Source organism: Agrobacterium sp. GW821-FHT14E08 (genome assembly GCF_058803865.1).
In genome coordinates, this window is sequence record NZ_JBXAPJ010000001.1 from 21,328 (window position 1) to 41,178 (window position 19,851).

Consider the following 19,851-nt stretch of genomic DNA (forward strand, 5'->3'; position numbering starts at 1 on the left):
CCCACCATCATCATAGGCACGGTGCCGACTATCTTCAAAGGCTCGCTGGTTATCTCTCCTGTCATAATTGTAATATCTGTAATCTTGTTCGGCGGTGCGGTGAAAGATTGGTAACCATTCTTCGATTGCGGCGCGGGCAGGATGTGACATGCTGTTGGTGGAGACTGGAACGGGGAGGTTCCAGGCAGGGAGGCTTAATTGAAAGCATTGACCGCACTTGCGGCGAGCATGGTCCTATGGCTGTGCGGCGCAGGGCATGGCATGGCCGAGCCGAAGTTGAACGTCCTTTGCGGCGTCGACGAGGCTTGGTGTTTGACCATGCAGCGGGCTTTCGAAGCCAAGGCAGGTCTCGAGATTTCGATGGTGAGGAAGAGCACCGGCGAAATTCTCGACCAGATTCGTGCCGAACGATCCCATCCCACTGTCGACGTCTGGTGGGGCGGTACTGGCGATACCCATTTGCAGGCCGGCTCGGAAGGCCTGCTGGAAGAGTACACGCCCGTGAATCAGCGGGATCTGCTGCCCTGGGCGCAGAATTTCTATGCGATGTCCGGCTCGAAATCGGCTGGCATCTATGCCGGTGCACTGGGTTTTGCCTATAATTCGGAACTGCTCGCGAAGAACGACCTGCCCGCACCCACCTGCTGGAAGGATCTGGCGAAGGATATCTATCGCGGCCACATCCTGACCGGCAATCCGAACTATTCCGGCACAGCCTTCACCATGCTGGCCACCCTCGTTCAGCTCTTCGGCGAGGAGGAGGCTTTTGGTTTCATGGCGAAGCTCAATCAGAACGTCGTGAGCTATACCAAGGTTGGTGCAGCGCCGGTCAAGGCGGCGGCGCGGGGCGAGATCATGATCGGCATTTCTTTCATGCATGATGCCGTGACCCAGAAAATCGAAGGTTTCCCGCTGGTGATCGTCGCGCCCTGCGAGGGGACAGGCTATGAGATCGGGGCGGTCAGCATCGTCAAGGGCAACCACAATGATGCGCTGGCACAGGCCTTCGTTGAATTCGCGCTGAGCCCGGAGGGGCAGGCGACCGGGGCCAAGGCCGGGCAAAATCAGGTGCCATCAAACGCCCGGGCGACATTGCCGCTGACGGCGCCTGACATATCGATGATCAAGATGGTGGATTACGACTTCGCCACCTTCGGACAGCCGGAAGAGCGAAGTCGGTTATTGAGCCGCTTCGATAGCGAAATCCACCCGAGGCAGACCCAGTAGGGCCAGAAACCAACACCTCAAAAAGACAGCGCGCGCGCCGCAGGGCGCCGCGACCGGCAGCGCCATGTTCGCGCATGGCCCAAGAATTCAGACGCAAGCTACAGGAGGATAACCATGCGACTGACGATACTTTCTACCCTGCTTTTTGCCGGCACGGCACTGAGCGCCGTTTCCGCACAGGCGGCGGGCGAACTCAACCTCATCTGCTCGGCCGATGTCGTCATCTGCGAACAGATGAAGGGCGATTTCGAAAAGTCGCATGACATCAAGGTCAATATGGTGCGCCTGTCTTCCGGCGAAACCTATGCCAAGGTGCGCGCGGAAGCCCGTAACCCGAAGACCGATATCTGGTGGGCCGGCACCGGCGATCCGCATATGCAGGCGGCCTCGGAAAACCTGACGCTGGAATACAAGTCGCCGATGCTTGACCAGTTGCAGGACTGGGCCGTCAAACAGGCGGAAAGCACGGGTTACAGAACTGTCGGCGTTTATGCCGGTGCGCTGGGCTGGGGCTACAACACCGAAATCTTCAAGTCCAAGGGTTACAAGGAGCCGAAGTGCTGGGCCGATCTGCTGGCGTCGGAACTGAAAGGCGAAATCCAGATCGCCAATCCTAACTCTTCGGGCACCGCCTATACCGCGCTTGCCTCGCTCGCGCAGATCATGGGTGAAGATCAGGCGATCGACTATCTGAAGAAGCTCAACGTCAATATCTCGCAATATACCAAGTCGGGTTCCGCGCCGGTCAAGGCAGCGGCGCGTGGCGAGACGGCGCTCGGCATCGTCTTCATGCATGATGCGGTGGCGCAGACGGCGGAAGGTTTCCCGGTCAAGTCCATCGCGCCCTGCGAAGGTACTGGCTATGAAATCGGCTCCATGTCGATCATCAAGGGTGCCCGCAACCTCGACAATGCGAAGACCTGGTACGACTGGGCGCTCACGCCGGAAGTCCAGTCGCGCATGAAGGACGCCAAGTCCTTCCAGCTTCCCTCCAACAAGACGGCGGAAGTGCCGAAGGAAGCGCCGAAGTTCGAGGACATCAAGCTCATCGACTACGACTTCAAGACCTATGGCGATCCGGCCAAGCGCAAGGCGCTGCTGGAACGCTGGGACCGCGAGGTCGGTGCGGTCGCAAACTGATCTGAACCGCTGATCTTAACTCCGGCGACAGGCATCCCGGCTTTTAAAGCCGGGGTGTCCGCCACTCTTTCATCGGCATGAAACAAGCGAGGTCGGCCATGACACGTGGCAATTGCAGGCTGGACATCGTCCTGGCGTTCGGGGCTTTTGCCCTCATTCTTCTTCCCTGGTATCGCATCGAAGGCGGCTTTTTCAGCTTCCGCTGGCTTTCCGGATTTTTCTCGTCGGCCAGCAATGCGCCCGGTGTGCTGCAGATCCTGTCCTATGGAAAACCATGGTTGGTTGGAATCGTTGCCTTTTTCCTTGCCGCGTGTCTTGTCCGGCCTATCGGCGATCCGATGCGGCGCGGCAGACTGCTTGCCATTATCGGTGCTATCGGCCTCGTTTTCCTCGCCTTGCAGGGGCTGGCCATCGGCTTTACCGGCTGGAGCTGGACGGTGAGTGAAAACCTCTTCGGCATGCTTGCCGATGGTCAGCCCTCCATGGGGGCAGGGGCTGTCGTCATGTCGTTCGTCTTCGTGCTGCTTTTCGCCTTCGGGCTTGCCGAACGCGGCGTCATGAAAGGAGACGCCTTTGTCGTCGGCGCAATTTCCGTTCTGGTTTTCCTCGTCACGGTTTTTGTTTTCTATCCGATCGGCAGCATGCTGGTCGCTTCCGTTCAGGATTTCGATGGCTCCTTCAACGCCGATGGCTTCATTCGTAATATTCAGGATCCCGGCATCTGGAGCCTTGGCTGCGTCACAGGCGAAGAGCGCTGCGGCGTTGCCTGGCGCACGTTGTTCCTTGCCCTGATGACCGCCTTCGGCTCGACCGTGCTCGGTCTCGGCTTTGCGCTGATCGCCACCCGCACGCGCTTTCCCTTCAAGAAGGGCCTGCGGCTTCTCACCGTTCTGCCGATCATCACGCCGCCTTTCGTCATCGGCCTTGCCCTGACGCTGCTTTTCGGTCGCGCTGGTGTCGTCACCGAGTGGCTTTCCTATCTCTTCGGCGTTGAGCCGGGTCGCTGGCTTTATGGCATGACCGGCATCTGGATCGCGCAGGTTCTTTCCTTCACGCCCATTTCGTTTCTGGTGCTGATCGGCGTGGTCGAAGGCGTTAGCCCGTCGATGGAAGAGGCGTCGCAGACGCTGCGCGCCGACCGCTGGCGCACCTTCTGGCGGGTGTCGCTGCCGCTGATGAAACCCGGTCTCGCCAATGCCTTCCTTATCGGCTTTATCGAGAGCATGGCGGATTTCGGCAATCCGCTGGTGCTTGGCGGCACCCATGGCGTGCTGTCGACGGAAATCTTCTTCGCTGTCGTCGGCTCGCAGAACGATCCCTCGCGTGCGGCGGTTCTGGCAATCATCCTCCTGTGCTTCACGCTTTCGGCCTTCCTTGCCCAGCGCTTCTGGCTGGCGGGCAAGAATTTCGCCACGGTGACGGGCAAGGGCGATAGCGGCGCGCATATTGCCCTGCCGCGCGGCCTGTCCATCGGCGTCCATGCGGTCGTCGTGCCGTGGATGATCTTCACCATCGTTGTTTATGGCATGATCCTTGTCGGCGGTTTCGTGAAGACCTGGGGTCTCGATAATTCACTGACGCTTGACCACTATATCCGCGCCTTTTCCGTCGGCTTTTCCAATGGCTCGATTGCCTGGACCGGCGTTGCCTGGAACTCGTTCTGGACGACCATGGAGATCGCGCTGGTTTCGGCACCGTTGACCGCTGCCGTCGGTCTTCTCACGGCCTATATCATCGTGCGGCAGAAGTTTGCCGGTCGGAACCTGTTCGAATTTGCGCTGATGATGAGCTTTGCCATTCCCGGCACGGTCATCGGCGTCAGCTACATCATGGCCTTCAACCTGCCACCGGTGGAAATGACCGGTTCGGCGCTGATCCTCATCGCCTGCTTCGTGTTCCGTAACATGCCGGTCGGCGTGCGCGGCGGCATTGCGGCGATGAGCCAGCTCGACAAGAGCCTCGATGAAGCCTCGCTGACGCTGCGGGCCAATAGTTTCCGCACCATCCGCAAGGTCATCCTGCCGCTCTTGAGGCCCGCAATCACGGCCGCACTGGTCTATTCCTTCGTGCGCGCCATCACCTCCATCAGCGCCGTCATCTTCCTTGTCAGCGCGCAGTACAACATGGCGACGTCCTATATCGTCGGTCTCGTCGAAAACGGCGAATACGGTGTGGCCATTGCCTATTCCTCCATGCTGATCGTTGTGATGATCACGGTCATTACCGGCTTCCAGCTTCTTGTGGGTGAGCGCCGTCTGCGTCGCGAAAACCGCGTCGCCGGCCTGCCGTCCGCTTCCTCCGTTCCTCTCGCTCAGGAGAAAACCGCATGATTTCCGTAAAGCCCGGTTCCGTCACCTTTCAGAATGTCCGCAAGACTTTCGGGGCCTTCACCGCCATTCCCGACCTGTCGCTCACCATCGAGCCTGGCACGCTGGTGACCCTGCTTGGTCCCTCCGGCTGCGGCAAGACGACGACGCTGCGCATGCTGGCGGGTCTCGAACACCCGACCTCCGGCCGCATCCTCATCGGTGACAAGGATGTCACCATGCTGCCGGCCAATGAGCGCGATGTCTCGATGGTCTTCCAGTCCTATGCGCTTTTCCCGCACATGACCGCGCTCGACAATGTTGCCTATGGCCTGCAATCCTCGGGATTGCGCAAGACGGAAGCGCGGGAAAAGGCGGAAGAGGGGCTGAAGCTCGTCGGCCTCGCCGGCATGGGCCATCGGCTGCCGGCAGAACTTTCCGGCGGCCAGCAGCAGCGCGTCGCGGTTGCCCGCGCTCTGGTGCTGGAACCGCAGGTATTGCTGCTCGATGAGCCGCTTTCCAACCTCGACGCCCGCCTTCGCCGCCGGGTGCGCACCGAAATCCGCGAATTGCAGCAGCGGCTGGGTTTTACCGCCGTTTACGTGACGCATGATCAGGATGAGGCGCTGGCGGTTTCCGACCGGATCATCGTGATGAAGGAAGGTGAGATCGCCCAGTCGGGTGCGCCACGCGACCTTTATGAAGCGCCAGCCTCCGCCTTCATCGCCGATTTCATGGGCGAGGCGAATGTCGTTGGCTGCGAAGTGTTGAGCCTTGAGGGGCCAGATGCGCTGATCCGCGTCGGCGGTGTGGATCACAGGGTTGCGGCACGCAACGCCCGGCCCGGCCCGGCAAAGCTTGCGGTTCGCCCCGGCTCGATTTCCATCGGCCAGCCGGGCGGGCAGGGGCTTGCGGGGCGGGTGCTGCACAGCGCCTATCTCGGTGGTCATGTCGAATATGAAGTCGAGACCGATATCGGCACGCTCTTCATCGTCGACCATGCGGTTGAGACCAGTCTGCCGCCGGCAAGCGATGTCACGCTCGGTTTCAGGAACCGTGGCATTGCATTGATTCAGGCCTGAGTTTTTCACCGATCTCACCCAGGGAGGGGGCAGACGTGGTTCTGCCCCCGGCATTTTTCTGTCCGGTCATGTCAAATAAATGTCTCACCGGGTCGCCTTAAGACTGGCTTAAGGTGCCGGCTGACTGTGTGTCGCCAAACAGGAGACATGCCGCAGAATGTACGACAGACCAATATTCATCAGCCGCAGAAATCTTCTCGCTCTGGGAGCCGCAAGTCTTCTGGCAAGCTGCGCCACATCCGGCCAGCCGCCGATGACGGCAACGCCGGTAAAGAGCGACGAACCTTTGCCAGAGGCCGCAACGCCGGTGACCCCGGCGATGTATGCGGCGATGCCGGACGAGACCTTTCCGATCCCGGCGGTAAACATCAAGCAGGTGGACCCGAAATACTGGCGGCAGGTCGTCGATTATCCGACCGAAGAGAAGCCCGGCACGCTGATCGTCGATACGCCGAACAAATTTCTCTATCACGTGCTTCCCGGCGGGAAGGCGAGGCGTTACGGGATTGGCGTCGGGCGTGACGGCTTTTCATGGTCCGGCCGGGCGACGGTCGCCTACAAGCGTGCGTGGCCGAAATGGACGCCGCCGGACGAGATGGTGGCGCGGCAACCCGCACTCCAGCCCTATAGCATCGCGAATGGCGGCATGCCCCCCGGTCTTAAAAACCCTCTGGGGGCGCGTGCGCTTTATATTCATCAGGGCGGCAGGGACACGCTTTATCGCCTGCATGGAACGCCGGAGGCCTTCTCCATCGGCAAGGCGGTATCCTCGGGCTGTATTCGCCTGCTGAATCAGGACGTCATCGATCTCTTCAACAATGTCAGGGATGGCAGCCCCATCGTGGTTATCCCCGATCCCTCGAAGCGCTCGCAACTCGGCGTCTGACTGCCGGCATATGAACGAGAGACCTATCACCATGAACGACATTCGAAACCGCGCGGATGAGGCAGGCTTTGCTGGCCTCAGACGCCGCGCCTTTCTCCTTGGCTCGCTTTCGGCTGTTTCCGCCGCTGCTTTTCCGGCTGCCGCATCCGCAAACAGCCTCAGGCTTGAGATGATCCTGCGTGATCCCGCCGCACCTGTTTCCGGCAATCCCGCCGGCAAACTCACCATGGTCACCTTCCTCGATTATAATTGCCCGTGGTGCAAGAAGACGGCCGTTCCCATGCGCGATGCGGTCTTGAAGGACGGGGATATCAGGGTGGTCTACAAGGACTGGCCGATCATTACGAAAGATTCCGTCGAGGGCGCCCGTCTGGCGCTGGCGGCAAATTACCAGGGTGGTTACGAGATCGTGCATCATGCGCTGATGGCGATCAAAGCCCGCAGGGCGGAAGCGGACGAGATGCGCGCTGCCGTGCGCGCGACAGGCATTGATTTCGCGCGCCTTGAGAGTGATCTCAAATCCAGGGCGACGGAGATCAATGCGCTGATTGAGCGCAATCATGAACAGGCAATGTCGCTGCAGCTGACCGGAACACCGGCCTTCATCATCGGCAAGTTTCTCGTTCCCGGCGCTATTCGGAGCGCGGAGGAATTCACCAGCCTTTTCGAAAAGGCACGCGAGCAGGTTTAGTTTTGCCGGATAATGGTGGTTTCAGGTCCGGTCGGACAGGAAGCCACCATTCTGCCAATCTGGCATCTGCGTTTCTCGCTAGCCTCGCGCCTTTGCGATTGCCTCCGTCAGGCCCTTGCGGTCGAGGACGCCGGCAAAGCTTGTTGATCCCACGACAAATGAGGGTGTGCCGACGAATTTAAAGGCGGCGGCCTGGATCCAGTTCCGATCCAGCAGGCCGGAAATCCATGCCTGATGCTGGACGACGGCCTTGCCGACGTCTTCGAAGGTGAGGCCTGCCTTTGCAAGGGCTTTTTCGACATCGTCCTGCTGCAATTTGTTCGGCGTATGAAACATCGCATCAAGTGTTTTTTCGTATTTGCCGAGCTTGGCGCTCGCAAGCACCGCCTGCGCCGCCATGACCGATGCACCTCCGAAGACCGGCCAGTCTTTCAGCACGAGCTTGACCTTGCCGTCTTTCTCCACCACGTCGCGGACCATCTCGTAGGACGTTTTGCAGTAGGGGCACTGGTAATCGAAATATTCCACGACCGTCACGTCGCCCTTCGGATTGCCGAGCACCGGCGCCTGCGGATCGTGCAGCACCATTTCCCGGCTGGTCGGGTCGCTTTTGGCGGCAGCGAATGACGGCGCGATGGCCGCAAGGCCGGCCATTGCGACGAGGTTTCGGCGTGTGAGGGTCATTGGCGAATTCCTGAGATGTTGGTAATTGCGGGTTTCACGGAGGCTTGCTGCGTCTGCGTGGCCGCGTCGATGACGGATCGCACCGAAATCTCGCCCACCATGCGGGCAGAGGAGAGTTCCGTCCCGCTTCTATCGAAGAACAGCATGGTCGGCGGGCCGATAACGTTGTTGTCTTTCATCAGTTGCTGTTTTTCGGGCGTGAGGTCTGAAAGATCGACGGAGACGAGGTTCGTATCCGCAAGGCTTTGAGCGACCTGCGGATCGGCAAGGACCGAGCGCTCTATGACCCGGCAGGAAACGCACCAGTCCGCGGTGAAATAGACGAGGCTTGGTTTTCCCGCCTCACTTACCGTTGCTCTCAGTTCATTGTCCGAAGCGACGGTGGTGAAGTTTGCCTTTGTCAGGCCGGTCGGGGAGGAGGCAATGACAGAATTTTGGGAGCCCTGGAGTGGCTGAAGCATGTTCGTGCCGCCGCTTGCCGCGCCGAAAGCGAGGAACGCACCATAAAGCACGGAAAGAAGACTTGCGGATTTCATGAGCCGGCGACCGACACCCGCCTGTGGTGACAGCGTATCGAAAGCACCGAAGAAGACACCAAGGGTCACGAGCAATGCTGCGGAAAGCGCGAGTGTTGCGGGTGCGGGAATGAGCCGGTCCAGATACCAGATGGCGGTGCCGAGGAAGATGAAGCCGAACAGCCAGCGGACCTGCGCCATCCAGGCACCCGCGCGCGGCAGGAGTGCTGCGCCGGAGGTGCCGATGAGGATGAGCGGAATGCCTTTGCCGATACCCAGTGCAAAGAGCGCCGCCGCGCCGAGCAACATGTTTCCGGTCTTGGCGATATAGAGCAACGCGCCTGCAAGCGGCGCCGTCACGCAGGGGCCGATCAGCAGCGCCGAACTGAAACCGAGAATGGCGGTCGAGCCGAAGGATCCGCCGAGCGAGCGTTGCGACCGCGCCAGCCGATCCCGCAGCCCCGATGGAAGCTGTACCTCGACCACGCCAAAACTGGCGATGGCAAGAAGGATGAAGACAGCGGCGGTGATGAGGATGGCCACCGGCGATTGAAGGGCAATCTGAAAGCTCTGGCCGAACCATGCGGCAAGGATGCCGAACAGGCTGAAGGCGCCGGCAAGGGCAACGACATAGGTTGAGGACAGCATGAAGCTGCGTCCAGGTGACAGGGAGGCTCCCTGACGACCCAGCGTGGCCGCAAGGATCGGGTACATGGGAAAGACGCAGGGCGTGAAGGCGAGCAGCACGCCAAGGCCCATGAAGGAGACGAGCAGAAGCGCTGTGCCGCCCTGATCCAGCATCCCCTCCACCATTCCCGGCTCGGCGGCGGGCGCAGGCCGGTCTATTTTTTCCGACTGTGCGGCGGGGGACATGGGGATGAAGGACTGGAATGCCGGCGGCGGTGACGGGTTCATCCCGAACGGCGCATCCACCTCGATCTGCGATCCGGTGATGGTGACGGTTCGCACCGGATAGCAGATGCCGCCATCCTGGCATCCCTGAAATGTCATTTTCATCGTCTGGGGCGCATCGGCGAGCGTGGCGGCCGCCTGCCCGAAATAGACCTCCGTATTACCGAAGCCGGGATCGTCCTTCATCTCGCCGGGCGATGTCTGAAGATCGAGCTGTTTTCCGTCACTGTCAGTGGCGTTGAGGGCGTCTCGATAGAGATAATATCCCTCTGCTATTTGCCAGCGGAAGGTGGCGGCTGTTCCCGTGCGGTCGATCGAGAGCTTGAACGCGTCTGCCATGTCCATCGGGGGATTGAGCGCGAAGGCGGGTCCGCAGACGGTGAAGAAGACGAGGAGCACGAACGAAAAATTGAGACGCATTCTTTTTCCTTATGGGATAGGCCTTTTAGGAGAGGCCTATGGGATAGTCCATGAGTGGCGCAGGCTTCCGGTGGCAAGCTTAAGCCAGCCTTAAGGTTCGTTTTTCAGGTTCCCGCACGTCAAAACATCCGTGCACCGGAATGATGGAGTAGTTTATGCGTCTGTTAGTGGTCGAGGACGATGATGTCCTGCTGGATGGTCTTCGTGTCGGGCTGCAGCTTGCCGGCTTCACCGTCGATGCCGTCACGACCCTTGAAGATGCAAAAACGGCCATCGACAGTTGCCGTTTCGACGCCGTCGTTCTCGACCTGATGCTGCCCGACGGTTCCGGCCTCGATCTTTTGCGTCACACCCGCAATGAGCGCAATCGGGTGCCGATCCTGCTGCTGACGGCGAAGGACGCGACCACGGACAAGATTTGCGGCCTCGATGCCGGTGCCGACGATTATCTGGGCAAGCCCTTCGATCTGGACGAAGTCGCCGCCCGCCTGCGGGCCATCATCCGCCGCGGCGAAGGCCGTTCGGAGGGGACGCTGTCCGCATTGGGCGTGACGCTCGATCCGGCGAAGATGGTGGCGAAGAGGGCCGACAGCATCATTCCCCTGTCGCGTCGTGAATTCGCGATCATCCATGCCCTCATGCAAAATCCCGGCATGATCTTCTCCAAACCGGTTCTCGAGGAGAAGCTTTATGGCTGGCAGGAGGATGTGGAAAGCAACACCATCGAGGTTCACATCCACAAGCTTCGCTCGAAGCTGGGTGCCGGCTTCATCGAAACGGTGCGGGGCGTGGGCTACCGTGTCGGGAGGGCTGCGTGATGTCCATTCGGGCAAGATTGTTCACCGTGCTGCTGTTGATGACGGGCGTCGTCTGGCTGTCCGGCTGCGTGTGGATTTATACCAGCACGAAGGCGCGGCTGGAGCATGTTCTGGATGCGCGTCTGATGGAATCGGCAAGCATGGTCGCTTCTCTCGTCGGCCACCGTCCGGTCGATATTGGCGTTGTCGGCCACATGCCCGCCACGGATGGTCATGCGGATGACGATGCGGTCGCGTCGATACCTTCTTATGAACGCCAGCTTGCCTGCCAGATCTGGTCGGTCAACGGTCGTCTCCTGAGCAAATCGGACAGTGCGCCCACCGCTTCCCTGTCTGAACATGTCTCGGGTTTTCAGAACACGGTCATCAATGGTGTCGAATGGCGCGTTTATGCCGTGGTCAAGCCCGATCTCGGCGTCAGGGTTCTGGTGGGAGACAGCATTCAGGTCCGCGACCGTCTTGTCGATGATGTGATCAAGGGACTTCTTTATCCGGCGCTTTTCATCATGCCGTTGATGGCCGGCCTCATCTGGTTCTGTGTTTCGCGGGGTCTTGCTCCCCTGCAGAAGCTCGCGAACGGTCTGAAAGCACGCGATGCAACCGAGCTTCATGCCTTCGCCGACAGGGGAACGCCATCGGAGCTTCGGCCGATGATCCACGCCTTGAACAGCCTTCTTGCGCGCGTTCAGGCGACGCGGGAAAGGGAGCGTGAATTCACGACCTATGCGGCCCATGAGTTGAAGACACCGCTTGCCGGCCTGAAGACGCAGGCGCAGGTGGCGATGCGTTCGACCGATCCCGAGGTTCAGCAACAGGCGCTCAGGCGTATCGAGCAGAGCGTCGACCGGACAAGCCGGATGGCGAAGCAGCTTATCGATCTGGCCGCCGTCGATGCCACCGAAACGCGGACGGCGAAAACCGGCGTGGATGTTCCCCGGCTCATTCTGGATGTCATTCAGGAACTTGAGCCGCTGAGACGACTACGGGAGGTGGATATTGCCTGCCAGCTCCCGGAAGAGGCGGATACGATTCTCGTCGAAGCGGACCGCTCGCTCCTTCGGCTTGCCATCAGGAATGTCATGGAGAATGCCGTGCAGCACTCGCCGAAGGGCTCGACAGTCGAATGCCGCGCCGAGTTGATCGGCGGCAAGGTCAACGTCGTTGTCATCGATGAAGGGGCGGGGATTGCCGTGGAGGAGCAGGAGCGTGTGCTGCAGCGTTTCTACCGTTCGCCGCGATCGGAACCGGGCGGAAGCGGCCTTGGGCTTGCGATCGTCAAGATGGCTATCGACCGTCTGGGAGGGCGATTGCAGTTCTTGAGATTCGATCAACGGTTTGCGGTGTCTCTGGAGGTTTGAAACGAGGGCCGCAATGCTGCGGCTCCCGTTTGTCTCAAATGTCCTTTGCGAGACGCAGCGCATCGTAGATCGCCGCATGGGTGTTGCGCGCCGCAACCGCGTCGCCGATGCGGAACAGCCGATAGGTTCCGGCAGGATTGCGCTCGACGGTCTGGGCAGTGCCCGCAAGCAGGGCGTCATAGGATATTTCGCCGAGGTTCTTCGAGCCGGGCTTGAGTTCGAAATAGAGATCGTCCAGCGGGATCGTGCCGTGATTGACGACGATCTGTTCCACGGTTCTCGATTTCGTCACGCCGCCATAATCGCTGCCGATGTGGGCGATGAGCTGGTTGCCGCTTCTTTCCGCGGCCTCCAGGCGGTAGGTGACGGTGAAGGTGACGTCGCGCTTTTGCAGCGAGCGCATGTAGGGAACGAGGTTCATCGCCATGACCTCAGGGGCAAAGGCACGGCCCGGCGTCATGATCTCGACTTTCGCGCCTGTCTTCGCGAGACATTCGGCGGCCTGCAGGCCCGCATGGTCGCCGGCATCGTCGAAAACCAGCACATTGGTGCCCGGCTTGACGTCGCCGGAAATGATATCCCATGCCGAGACGATGAGATCGTTGCCTTTTGAAAGCACGTCGGTGTGCGGCAGCCCGCCGGTGGCGATGATCACCACGTCGGGATTTTCCGAAAGAACCGTGTCCGCTTCCGCCCATGTGTTGAAATGGAAGGTGACGCCGAGCCTTTCGCACTGGCTCATGCGCCAGTCGATGATGCCAATCATTTCGCGGCGGCGTTCGCTTTGCACGGTCAGGCGGATCTGGCCGCCGGGATTGTTTGCGGCCTCAAAGACGATGACCTCATGGCCACGCTCGGCACTGACACGCGCGGCCTCGAGGCCAGCCGGGCCGGCGCCGACGATGACGATCTTCCGCCGTTCAGCTGCCTTGGTTATCTCATGCGGCATGGTTTCCTCGCGGCCCGTTGCCGCATTGTGAATGCAGAAAGCGAGGCCGCCCTGATAGATGCGGTCGAGACAGTAATTGGCTCCAACGCAGGGGCGAATGTCGTCTTCCCGCTTTTCCATGATCTTGCGCACGATATGCGGGTCGGTCATGTGGGCGCGCGTCATTCCGACCATATCGACCTTGCCGGAGGCGATCGCATATCGGGCGGTGGCCACATCCTGGATCTTGGCGGCGTGAAAGGTGGGGAAGCTGGTCGCGGCGCGGATTTCACCGGCAAAGTCCAGATGCGGGGCATTGGCCATGCCCTGAATGGGAATGACGTCGGTCAGACCGGGATCGGTATCGATATGGCCGCGAATGACGTTCAGATAGTCGATCAGGCCGCTCTCCTTCAGCCGTCTGGAGATTTCTAGGCCCTCTGCCTTTCCGGTGCCGCCCTCGAGACATTCATCGGCTGTATAGCGCACGCCGAGGATGAAATCGTCGCCGACGCGTTCGCGCATCGCCTTGAAGACGTCGAGACAGAAGCGCATGCGGTTTTCCAGCGAACCGCCATAGGGGGCGTCCAGCTCGTTTGTCAGCGGTGAGACGAACTGGTCGATGAGATGGCCGTAGGCCTCCAGCTCGATGCCGTCCATGCCACCTGCTTTCATGCGTTCTGCGGCATCGGCAAAATCCTTGATGATGCGCTCGATATCCCAGTCCTCGATCTTTTTCGGGAAAGCGCGGTGGGCAGCTTCGCGGTGATGGGAGGGGGCGAGGATCGGCAGCCAGTCACCCTTGTCCCAGCGGGTGCGGCGGCCAAGATGGGTCAGCTGGATCATGATGGCCGCGCCCTCTTCATGCACGGCGTCGGTCATTTCCCTGATCCATGGAACGATTTCATCCTTATAGGCCAGCAGGTTGTTGAAAACGGGCGGGCTGTCCTTCGAGACGGCGGCGGAACCGGCCGTCATCGTCATCGCCACCCCGCCTTTCGCCCGCTCGACCGTATAGGCGCGGTAACGCTCCTTCGGCATGCCGTCTTCCGGATAGGCGGGTTCATGCGAGGTGACGATGATGCGGTTGCGCAGGGTGAGATGCTTTAGCCGGTAAGGCTGAAGAAGGGGATCATTCGACATTGCCGTTCTCCGGATGGTGCTGATGGGAGAAGGCTAGGTGGAAATGTACATAAGTGTCAATTAATAAAACACATGTGTTTATGCTTTCGACAGGGGTGGACATTCGGCTTGTCGCAACCAGGCCTATTTGATAGGAAATCACCATGGAAGCGACATTGAACGAGACCGGTTGGCGCGGATCGCAGGAAGGGTGGCTGGAGGCTGCCTATCAGGCTCTGCTCGAGTCCGGTGTGGATTCCGTCAAAATCCTGCCGCTGGCGAAAAAGCTGAGCCTGTCGCGTACCAGTTTCTACTGGTTCTTCCGGGATCGGGAGGAATTGCTGGCAGCACTTGTCTCCCGCTGGCGCGAGAAGAATACCGGGAGCATCGTCAGGCAGTCGGAGGCCTATGCGGAAACATTGGCGGAAGCGATGCTGAATGTTTTCGATTGCTGGCTGGATCCCGGCCTTTTCGACAGCAAGTTCGAATTCGCGGTTCGAAGCTGGGCGCTTCAGTCGGATGATATTCTTGCCGAGGTGCGCAAAGCCGACCAGACGAGAATGGATGCGCTTTCGCGCATGTTCATGCGTTTTGGCCATTCCGAAACCATGGCGGATGTGCGCGCCAGAACCACCTATCTCGTCCAGATCGGCTATATCTCCATGCAATCGGAGGAGGATGTGGCCGTGCGGATGAAAAGGATCCCGGACTATATTGCGATTTATACCGGCGAGGTGCCGCAACAGCGCGAGCTTGACCGATTCTATGCAAGGCATGGATACAGGCCCGAGGCAAATACCTAGCGTGTGTTCGGAAGACGCTTTCTGAGAAGTCGCGCGATGGCGGTCGGCTTGTGTCTGGTGCTAAAGAAGAGTCCGGCTCCCGCCTGCAATGTAACTGCAATATTCACCGACCAGTGGTGGGCTGCAAGAACTCACCTTTGAGGAAAAGTCGTTGCGAATCCTGCTTCTTGAGGATGAACCCGAAATGGCGCGAGCGCTGCTCGAGGCCCTGCGCCGGCGCGATGTGCTTGCGGATCACGTCAGCACCATCAGCGATGCCGATGCCCTTGCCCGCGACGGGGCCTATGATGTGCTCGTTCTGGATCGCCGCCTTCCTGATGGTGAGGGGCTGAACCTCGTGTCGTCGCTTCGTCGGCGCAAACATTCCGTGCCGATCCTTGTGTTGACGGCGCTTGGAAGTGTCGATCATCGCGTTGATGGGCTCGATGCCGGAGCGGATGATTATCTCGCCAAGCCCTTTGCAATCGAGGAATTGCTGGCTCGCCTTCGCGCGCTGCACAGGCGCGGCCCTTCGCTTTCCGATAAATATGTGAGTTTTGGAAATCTGAGCATCGATCCGAAGAGCAACGAAATCAGTATTGCCGGTTCCATCATCGAGTTTCGGCGCCGGGAGTATCTGGTGCTTGAAGCCCTGATGCGACGGCCGAACCGTATCGTGACGCGATCCAATCTGATCGAGGCGGTTTACACCCTGGACGACGAGATCGAGTCGAATGCTCTCGATGCCCATATTTCCCGGATCAGGAAGAAGCTTGCACAGGCCGAAGCCACGGTCGAGATAAGGGCCGTGCGCAACATCGGCTATCTCATCCGGTCGACGGCATGAAGGAAAGACGCAATCGATCCCTGCGATGGGCGCTTATGAAGCGCCTTTTCGCCTTGCAGGCGTTCCTGCTCGTTCTTTTTGTCATTCTCCTCGTCGGCTGGATCTGGATCATCGATCCACGGCTGGAGGGCGCCAATGAGGAGGCTGCCCGCATTATCGCGGAAAGTGTGACAAAGGATGCGCAGGGCCGGGCGCAGGTGTCGGCCACGCCCGGATTGATGGAGCTGAAACAGCGGTATCCAAATCTGTGGTTCGTGGTGCGGGATGCCGATGGAATCGTCCTGCAATATGGAGAAGTCCCGGCACCTGCCCTGGCGGCGGCATTCCCCCGGAGCATTGAAAGGGCGCGCGTGGAAGCCGGGGAAACAGTCCGGGCCACGATGGAGAACCGCGATACGCCTGCGGGGCGGCTGCAATTCATTGCCGGGACGGAGAAAGGCTTCCCGAATGACGGCCTCAGTCTCTGGATCAACATCCAGCTGGATCTGGAAAAGGATGCCAATGGCGACATACGCTGGCTTACCGTGCTGCCGGGTGTAGGCTTCATCATCCTTATCGTCGTCGTGCCCATGCTGATCCTGACCGGCATCGCGACGTTGCTCGTAACCCCGAGAGCGGTCGGCCGTTCATTGAGTGGTCTGATCGAAACAGTCAAACAGGCGAAGTCGATCAATTTCGAAAACCGTTCCGCCCGTATCGACCGTTCCAAGGTGCCCAGTGAAATCATTCCGCTGGTGGACGCCTTCAATGTCGCGCTCTCCAAGCTGGATGAGGGATATAATCGTCGTAACCGCTTTCTTGCGGATGCCGCGCATGAGTTGCGAACGCCGATTGCAATTGCGCGTGTCCGGGCCGACCTTTTGCCCGATGACGCGCTGAGCCGGCAGCTCCGGGCCGATATTGATCGTCTCACACGCGTCGCCCATCAGCTGCTGGAGATGCAGGCGGTCGGCGCGGTGGAATTGCCTGCCGTGCAGCAGGATCTGAACACACTTGTCGAGCGCATCGCGACTGATCTTGCCCCGATCGCGATGGATGCCGGTTACGAGTTCGATTTCGAACCGAGCGAAAGCCATGTCGTGTTGACGATGCAGACGTCGATTGTCGAGATGGCGGTCGTCAACCTCGTCCGCAACGCCATCGATCATGGCGGCGGCAAGGGCGCTATCATGATCCGGGTCGGTGCTGCGGGCTTCATTGATGTTTGCGATGAAGGCCCGGGCATTCCCGTCTCCGAGCGCGAGCAGGTGTTCGAGCCGTTTCACCGCATCAACACGAATTCGCCGGGAGCCGGCCTCGGCTTGAACCTGGTCCAGAAGGCGGCCGAGCTTCATGGCGGACGTGTGCTGTTTGTCGATCTCGATACCGGTTTTTGTGTGCGGCTGGAAATTCAATCCATCTCATCGAAAAACGTTGCAGTTGGAAGCGAATAGGCTGCGCACGGCGCGATGAATCGCGTCCGTGACAATGAAATTCCTTACGATTTAGTTAAAGAAATTCTTCTAAGTATATTAAATAAATCACTTATTTTGAAGAAAATTTACGGCGTGCAATGCAGGCGTAACTCTCGCGGGGAAAATGCCCTTATCTGCTGAGCTCATCCGCATCTCGTGCTGATTTGCGCAAGCAGGCTAACGGGAGCCGGTTTCCGGTTCTTCAACGCGAACTGAAACCCTGCAAGCGCCTATGGCGCATCGGTTTCCCCTGGAGTCATTCATGTCGATCATCAAAAAATCGCTTGTCGCCGTGACCATCGCCATTGCGGCTGCAACAGGCGCCTATTCCGCCGATCTTACGAATTACAATACGCAGCAATCTTTTGATTACGGCAATCAGCCGGCCTTCTCATGGGGCGGCGCCTATGTCGGTGCGCATGGCGGCGTCGCCTCCCCAAGGTTGAACCCATTGGCCAGCGGCCGTGGACTGACAGGGGGCGTACAGGCCGGTTATAATTTCCAGTTCGGCTCCGGCGTTGTCGGCGCTGAAATCGAAGGTTCTTACCTCGGGAACGACGCGCGCGTGCCGAACGGCCGGTTGAGGGAGCGTTTCCGTGGTGCGGCCAAGATGAAGGCAGGCGTGGCGCTTGACCGCACGCTTGTTTACGGCACCGCCGGCCTGACCACCACGAAGTTCAAGGATGGAAACGGCGTCACGGGCCCCGATGGCTGGAAGCAGGGCTATCTGGTTGGTGCGGGTGTTGAGCAGAGCTTCGGCGGCGGCCTGTCGGCCAAGTTTGAATATAATTATGTCAGCACCGGAAATGTGTCGACAACGACTGCCAGCGGCAGGTCGAAGACCGATGTGAGTGATCATGTCATCAAGGCCGGCCTGAACTATCGCTTCTGACCGGTTCATCCGATGACAGATTTCAAGGAGAATGTTCAAAAGAACGCCGCCGCTTTAAGCATCAAAGCGGCGGTCAAACAGGCTGGAGTTTGAAATCCCGAAACGGTCATTCGCATTCTAGCGAAGGCTGCCGGAAACTCGTGACATACCATTCTCCACCGGAATTGCGTGTGAAGAACGTGTAGAAGCACTCTATGCGCTCCACATAACCCGGCGTCTCGGACACTTCGTAACGCTCGCCACGCCGTGTTGTCCGTACCTCACCACTCGACGATCCCGCGACCGCCTGCGTCTTGTTTTTTCGCCACTGATAGGCCTGCTGTCCTGAGCCGAGGCTGTAAATATTGTCCGGCGGCCCGTAATCCAGCATCACGCTGCTGATGGGAGCGCCGATGTAGCTTTTCATGACTGTCGAGGCACAGGCCGAAAGCAGGATCGACGCGGTGACGAGGGCAATCGCCGCCGGGAAGGCGGGTGACGATCTGTCGGACATGGGTAATTCTCCTCCGCTGCGGTAAGTTTCCACAGGGATAGGAACCAGCCATTACAAGTACATTGCACGTGAAGACCGCGATGCGGGCAGTGAGTCTCCGGGTGATCAGAGACTGGCGATGTTGCGGCCGATATGGCGCAGGATGCTTTTGAAAAGTTTCACTTCCGCAGGATCGAGGCCCTCGATTGCGGTTTTTTCGAACATGGCGGCGATGGGCATGAGTTCGTCGGCAAGTTCCTCGCCCTTTGGCGTCAGCGTGATGCGCACGATGCGGGCATTATCGGCCGGCCTGACGCGGCTGACGAGGTTGCGCCTGACGAGCAGGCCAACGAGCCGTGAGAGCGTGGAAATCTCCACCGACACCATGTCGGAAAGCTCGGTCAGCGTTTTGCTCTCATCCTGTCTCAACGCCGCCAGCACACGGTACATCGGCAGGGTCATGTCGTAGGAGGCAAGCCTCACGGAGAAGCGCTCTCCAAGCCGAACGCCCACCCAGTTGAGCAGGTAGGGTACCGAGTCAGTGAACTGATAGGACACAAGCAAAACCCCGATTGAGAACCACGTGCGCAGATGATGCGGCGCACCCATCGGCTGTACCGGCATAATCCATCAGTTTCAATAGCTTCGCTCCAGAAGATAGGGGGATGCGAGGCAAATTCGCGGCATTTAACAGTGGAAAAACATTTGCATTGACAAATGTTGCAAATGAAAATAACTAAGAATGCAGGATTTGGGAGGATCTCATGACATCAGCATTGTTTGGCCTGAACAATCTTGCGCCTGAAGGTGTCGGCCAGAATTTCCGTACGACGATGCGCCGTTTTCCGGCGACCGTGACGGTCATCACTGCCTGTGCCTCGGGTGATCAGCGCGATCACGGCATGACGGTCACGGCCGTCACCTCCGTCTCGATGGAGCCGCCCTCTCTTCTGGTTTGCCTGAACAACCGCACGCTGCTGCACGAATTGCTGCTCTGCCGGCCGGATTTCATCGTCAATGTGCTGACGCAGGATCAAATCGCCTTGTCCGATGCTTTCAGCGGCAAGGTTTCGCCGGAGGAGCGTTTCCGCGACGGCAACTGGCAGCGCCATGACAACGGCGTTCTCTATCTGCCCCAGGCCCATGCCGCCATTGCCTGCCGCCGTGTCGCGGCGATGCCATATGGAACGCATACGGTCTTTATCGGGCAGGTGGTTTCGGCCGATGTCAGCGAGACGACGCGGCCACTGCTTTACGAAAACGCGCAATATTGCGCCGCAAGCCCGGCACACGTGCCCGCCTGATATTTTTCGGC

General features: G+C 59.4%; 18 protein-coding genes. 13 read left to right on the top strand and 5 right to left on the bottom strand.

Annotated features, from left to right (window positions below; all coding sequences use genetic code 11):
* Positions 1-198 precede the first annotated feature (198 nt).
* The 6 genes from AC1ROR_RS00095 (at position 199) to AC1ROR_RS00120 (ending at position 7,332) form a co-directional block, all read left to right on the top strand.
* Positions 199-1,227, top strand: a complete 1,029-nt coding sequence (locus tag AC1ROR_RS00095) for an ABC transporter substrate-binding protein (protein WP_498588278.1) — start codon at positions 199-201, stop codon at positions 1,225-1,227.
* Positions 1,228-1,341: 114 nt separating this feature from the next.
* Positions 1,342-2,367, top strand: a complete 1,026-nt coding sequence (locus tag AC1ROR_RS00100) for an ABC transporter substrate-binding protein (protein WP_498588279.1) — start codon at positions 1,342-1,344, stop codon at positions 2,365-2,367.
* A gap of 98 nt (positions 2,368-2,465) precedes the next feature.
* Complete coding sequence (locus AC1ROR_RS00105) at positions 2,466-4,697, top strand: ABC transporter permease (RefSeq protein ID WP_498588280.1); 2,232 nt, start codon at positions 2,466-2,468, stop codon at positions 4,695-4,697.
* Positions 4,694-5,755 (top strand): ABC transporter ATP-binding protein, encoded by a 1,062-nt coding sequence (locus AC1ROR_RS00110; protein WP_035224373.1) that lies wholly within the window; start codon positions 4,694-4,696, stop codon positions 5,753-5,755. Before AC1ROR_RS00105 ends, AC1ROR_RS00110 begins: the two co-directional genes overlap by 4 nt.
* Before the next feature lie 157 nt (positions 5,756-5,912).
* Complete coding sequence (locus AC1ROR_RS00115) at positions 5,913-6,641, top strand: L,D-transpeptidase (protein WP_498588282.1); 729 nt, start codon at positions 5,913-5,915, stop codon at positions 6,639-6,641.
* Positions 6,642-6,672: 31 nt separating this feature from the next.
* On the top strand, positions 6,673-7,332 hold the full coding sequence (locus AC1ROR_RS00120; RefSeq protein ID WP_498588284.1) for a DsbA family protein: 660 nt from the start codon (positions 6,673-6,675) through the stop codon (positions 7,330-7,332).
* Between the two features lie 78 nt (positions 7,333-7,410).
* Here the strand turns inward: AC1ROR_RS00120 and AC1ROR_RS00125 are convergent, their stop codons facing one another.
* Both AC1ROR_RS00125 and dsbD read right to left on the bottom strand, forming a co-directional pair.
* Entirely contained in the window at positions 7,411-8,016 is a 606-nt protein-coding gene (locus tag AC1ROR_RS00125; RefSeq protein ID WP_498588285.1) for a DsbA family protein, read from the bottom strand.
* On the bottom strand, positions 8,013-9,863 hold the full coding sequence (gene dsbD, locus AC1ROR_RS00130) for a protein-disulfide reductase DsbD (protein WP_498588287.1): 1,851 nt from the start codon (positions 9,861-9,863) through the stop codon (positions 8,013-8,015). Before dsbD ends, AC1ROR_RS00125 begins: the two co-directional genes overlap by 4 nt.
* Before the next feature lie 155 nt (positions 9,864-10,018).
* On the opposite strand from dsbD, the gene AC1ROR_RS00135 reads away from it, so the two are divergent.
* Positions 10,019-10,681 carry a response regulator transcription factor gene (locus AC1ROR_RS00135; RefSeq protein WP_035224384.1) on the top strand — a complete coding sequence of 221 codons (663 nt, stop codon included), beginning with the start codon at positions 10,019-10,021 and terminating at the stop codon, positions 10,679-10,681.
* Positions 10,681-12,039, top strand: a complete 1,359-nt coding sequence (locus tag AC1ROR_RS00140; protein ID WP_498588288.1) for an ATP-binding protein — start codon at positions 10,681-10,683, stop codon at positions 12,037-12,039. The genes AC1ROR_RS00135 and AC1ROR_RS00140 overlap by 1 nt, the downstream gene beginning before the upstream one ends.
* A 34-nt stretch (positions 12,040-12,073) precedes the next feature.
* On the opposite strand, the gene AC1ROR_RS00145 is transcribed toward AC1ROR_RS00140, so the two are convergent.
* Positions 12,074-14,110, bottom strand: a complete 2,037-nt coding sequence (locus AC1ROR_RS00145; RefSeq protein ID WP_498588289.1) for an oxidoreductase — start codon at positions 14,108-14,110, stop codon at positions 12,074-12,076.
* 143 nt (positions 14,111-14,253) lie between these two features.
* Between AC1ROR_RS00145 and AC1ROR_RS00150 the strand changes: the two genes are divergently transcribed.
* The 4 genes from AC1ROR_RS00150 (at position 14,254) to AC1ROR_RS00165 (ending at position 18,064) form a co-directional block, all read left to right on the top strand.
* The gene (locus AC1ROR_RS00150) at positions 14,254-14,892 is read left to right on the top strand and encodes a TetR/AcrR family transcriptional regulator (protein ID WP_313615250.1); all 639 of its coding nucleotides are present in this window, start codon (positions 14,254-14,256) and stop codon (positions 14,890-14,892) included.
* Positions 14,893-15,043: 151 nt separating this feature from the next.
* Complete coding sequence (locus tag AC1ROR_RS00155) at positions 15,044-15,718, top strand: response regulator transcription factor (RefSeq protein WP_498588290.1); 675 nt, start codon at positions 15,044-15,046, stop codon at positions 15,716-15,718.
* Positions 15,719-15,753: 35 nt separating this feature from the next.
* Entirely contained in the window at positions 15,754-17,151 is a 1,398-nt protein-coding gene (locus AC1ROR_RS00160) for a sensor histidine kinase (protein WP_498588291.1), read from the top strand.
* A gap of 283 nt (positions 17,152-17,434) precedes the next feature.
* Positions 17,435-18,064, top strand: coding sequence for an outer membrane protein (locus AC1ROR_RS00165; protein ID WP_080835946.1), 630 nt, complete (start codon positions 17,435-17,437; stop codon positions 18,062-18,064).
* A 106-nt stretch (positions 18,065-18,170) separates the two neighbouring features.
* On the opposite strand, the gene AC1ROR_RS00170 is transcribed toward AC1ROR_RS00165, so the two are convergent.
* Complete coding sequence (locus tag AC1ROR_RS00170) at positions 18,171-18,557, bottom strand: hypothetical protein (RefSeq protein ID WP_498588292.1); 387 nt, start codon at positions 18,555-18,557, stop codon at positions 18,171-18,173.
* 105 nt (positions 18,558-18,662) lie between these two features.
* The gene (locus tag AC1ROR_RS00175) at positions 18,663-19,094 is read right to left on the bottom strand and encodes a MarR family winged helix-turn-helix transcriptional regulator (protein ID WP_080836833.1); all 432 of its coding nucleotides are present in this window, start codon (positions 19,092-19,094) and stop codon (positions 18,663-18,665) included.
* A 206-nt stretch (positions 19,095-19,300) separates the two neighbouring features.
* Here AC1ROR_RS00175 and graD point away from each other — a divergent pair, with 206 nt between their 5' ends.
* Positions 19,301-19,840 carry an FADH(2)-dependent resorcinol hydroxylase reductase component gene (graD, locus tag AC1ROR_RS00180; protein ID WP_035224398.1) on the top strand — a complete coding sequence of 180 codons (540 nt, stop codon included), beginning with the start codon at positions 19,301-19,303 and terminating at the stop codon, positions 19,838-19,840.
* Positions 19,841-19,851 lie beyond the last annotated feature (11 nt).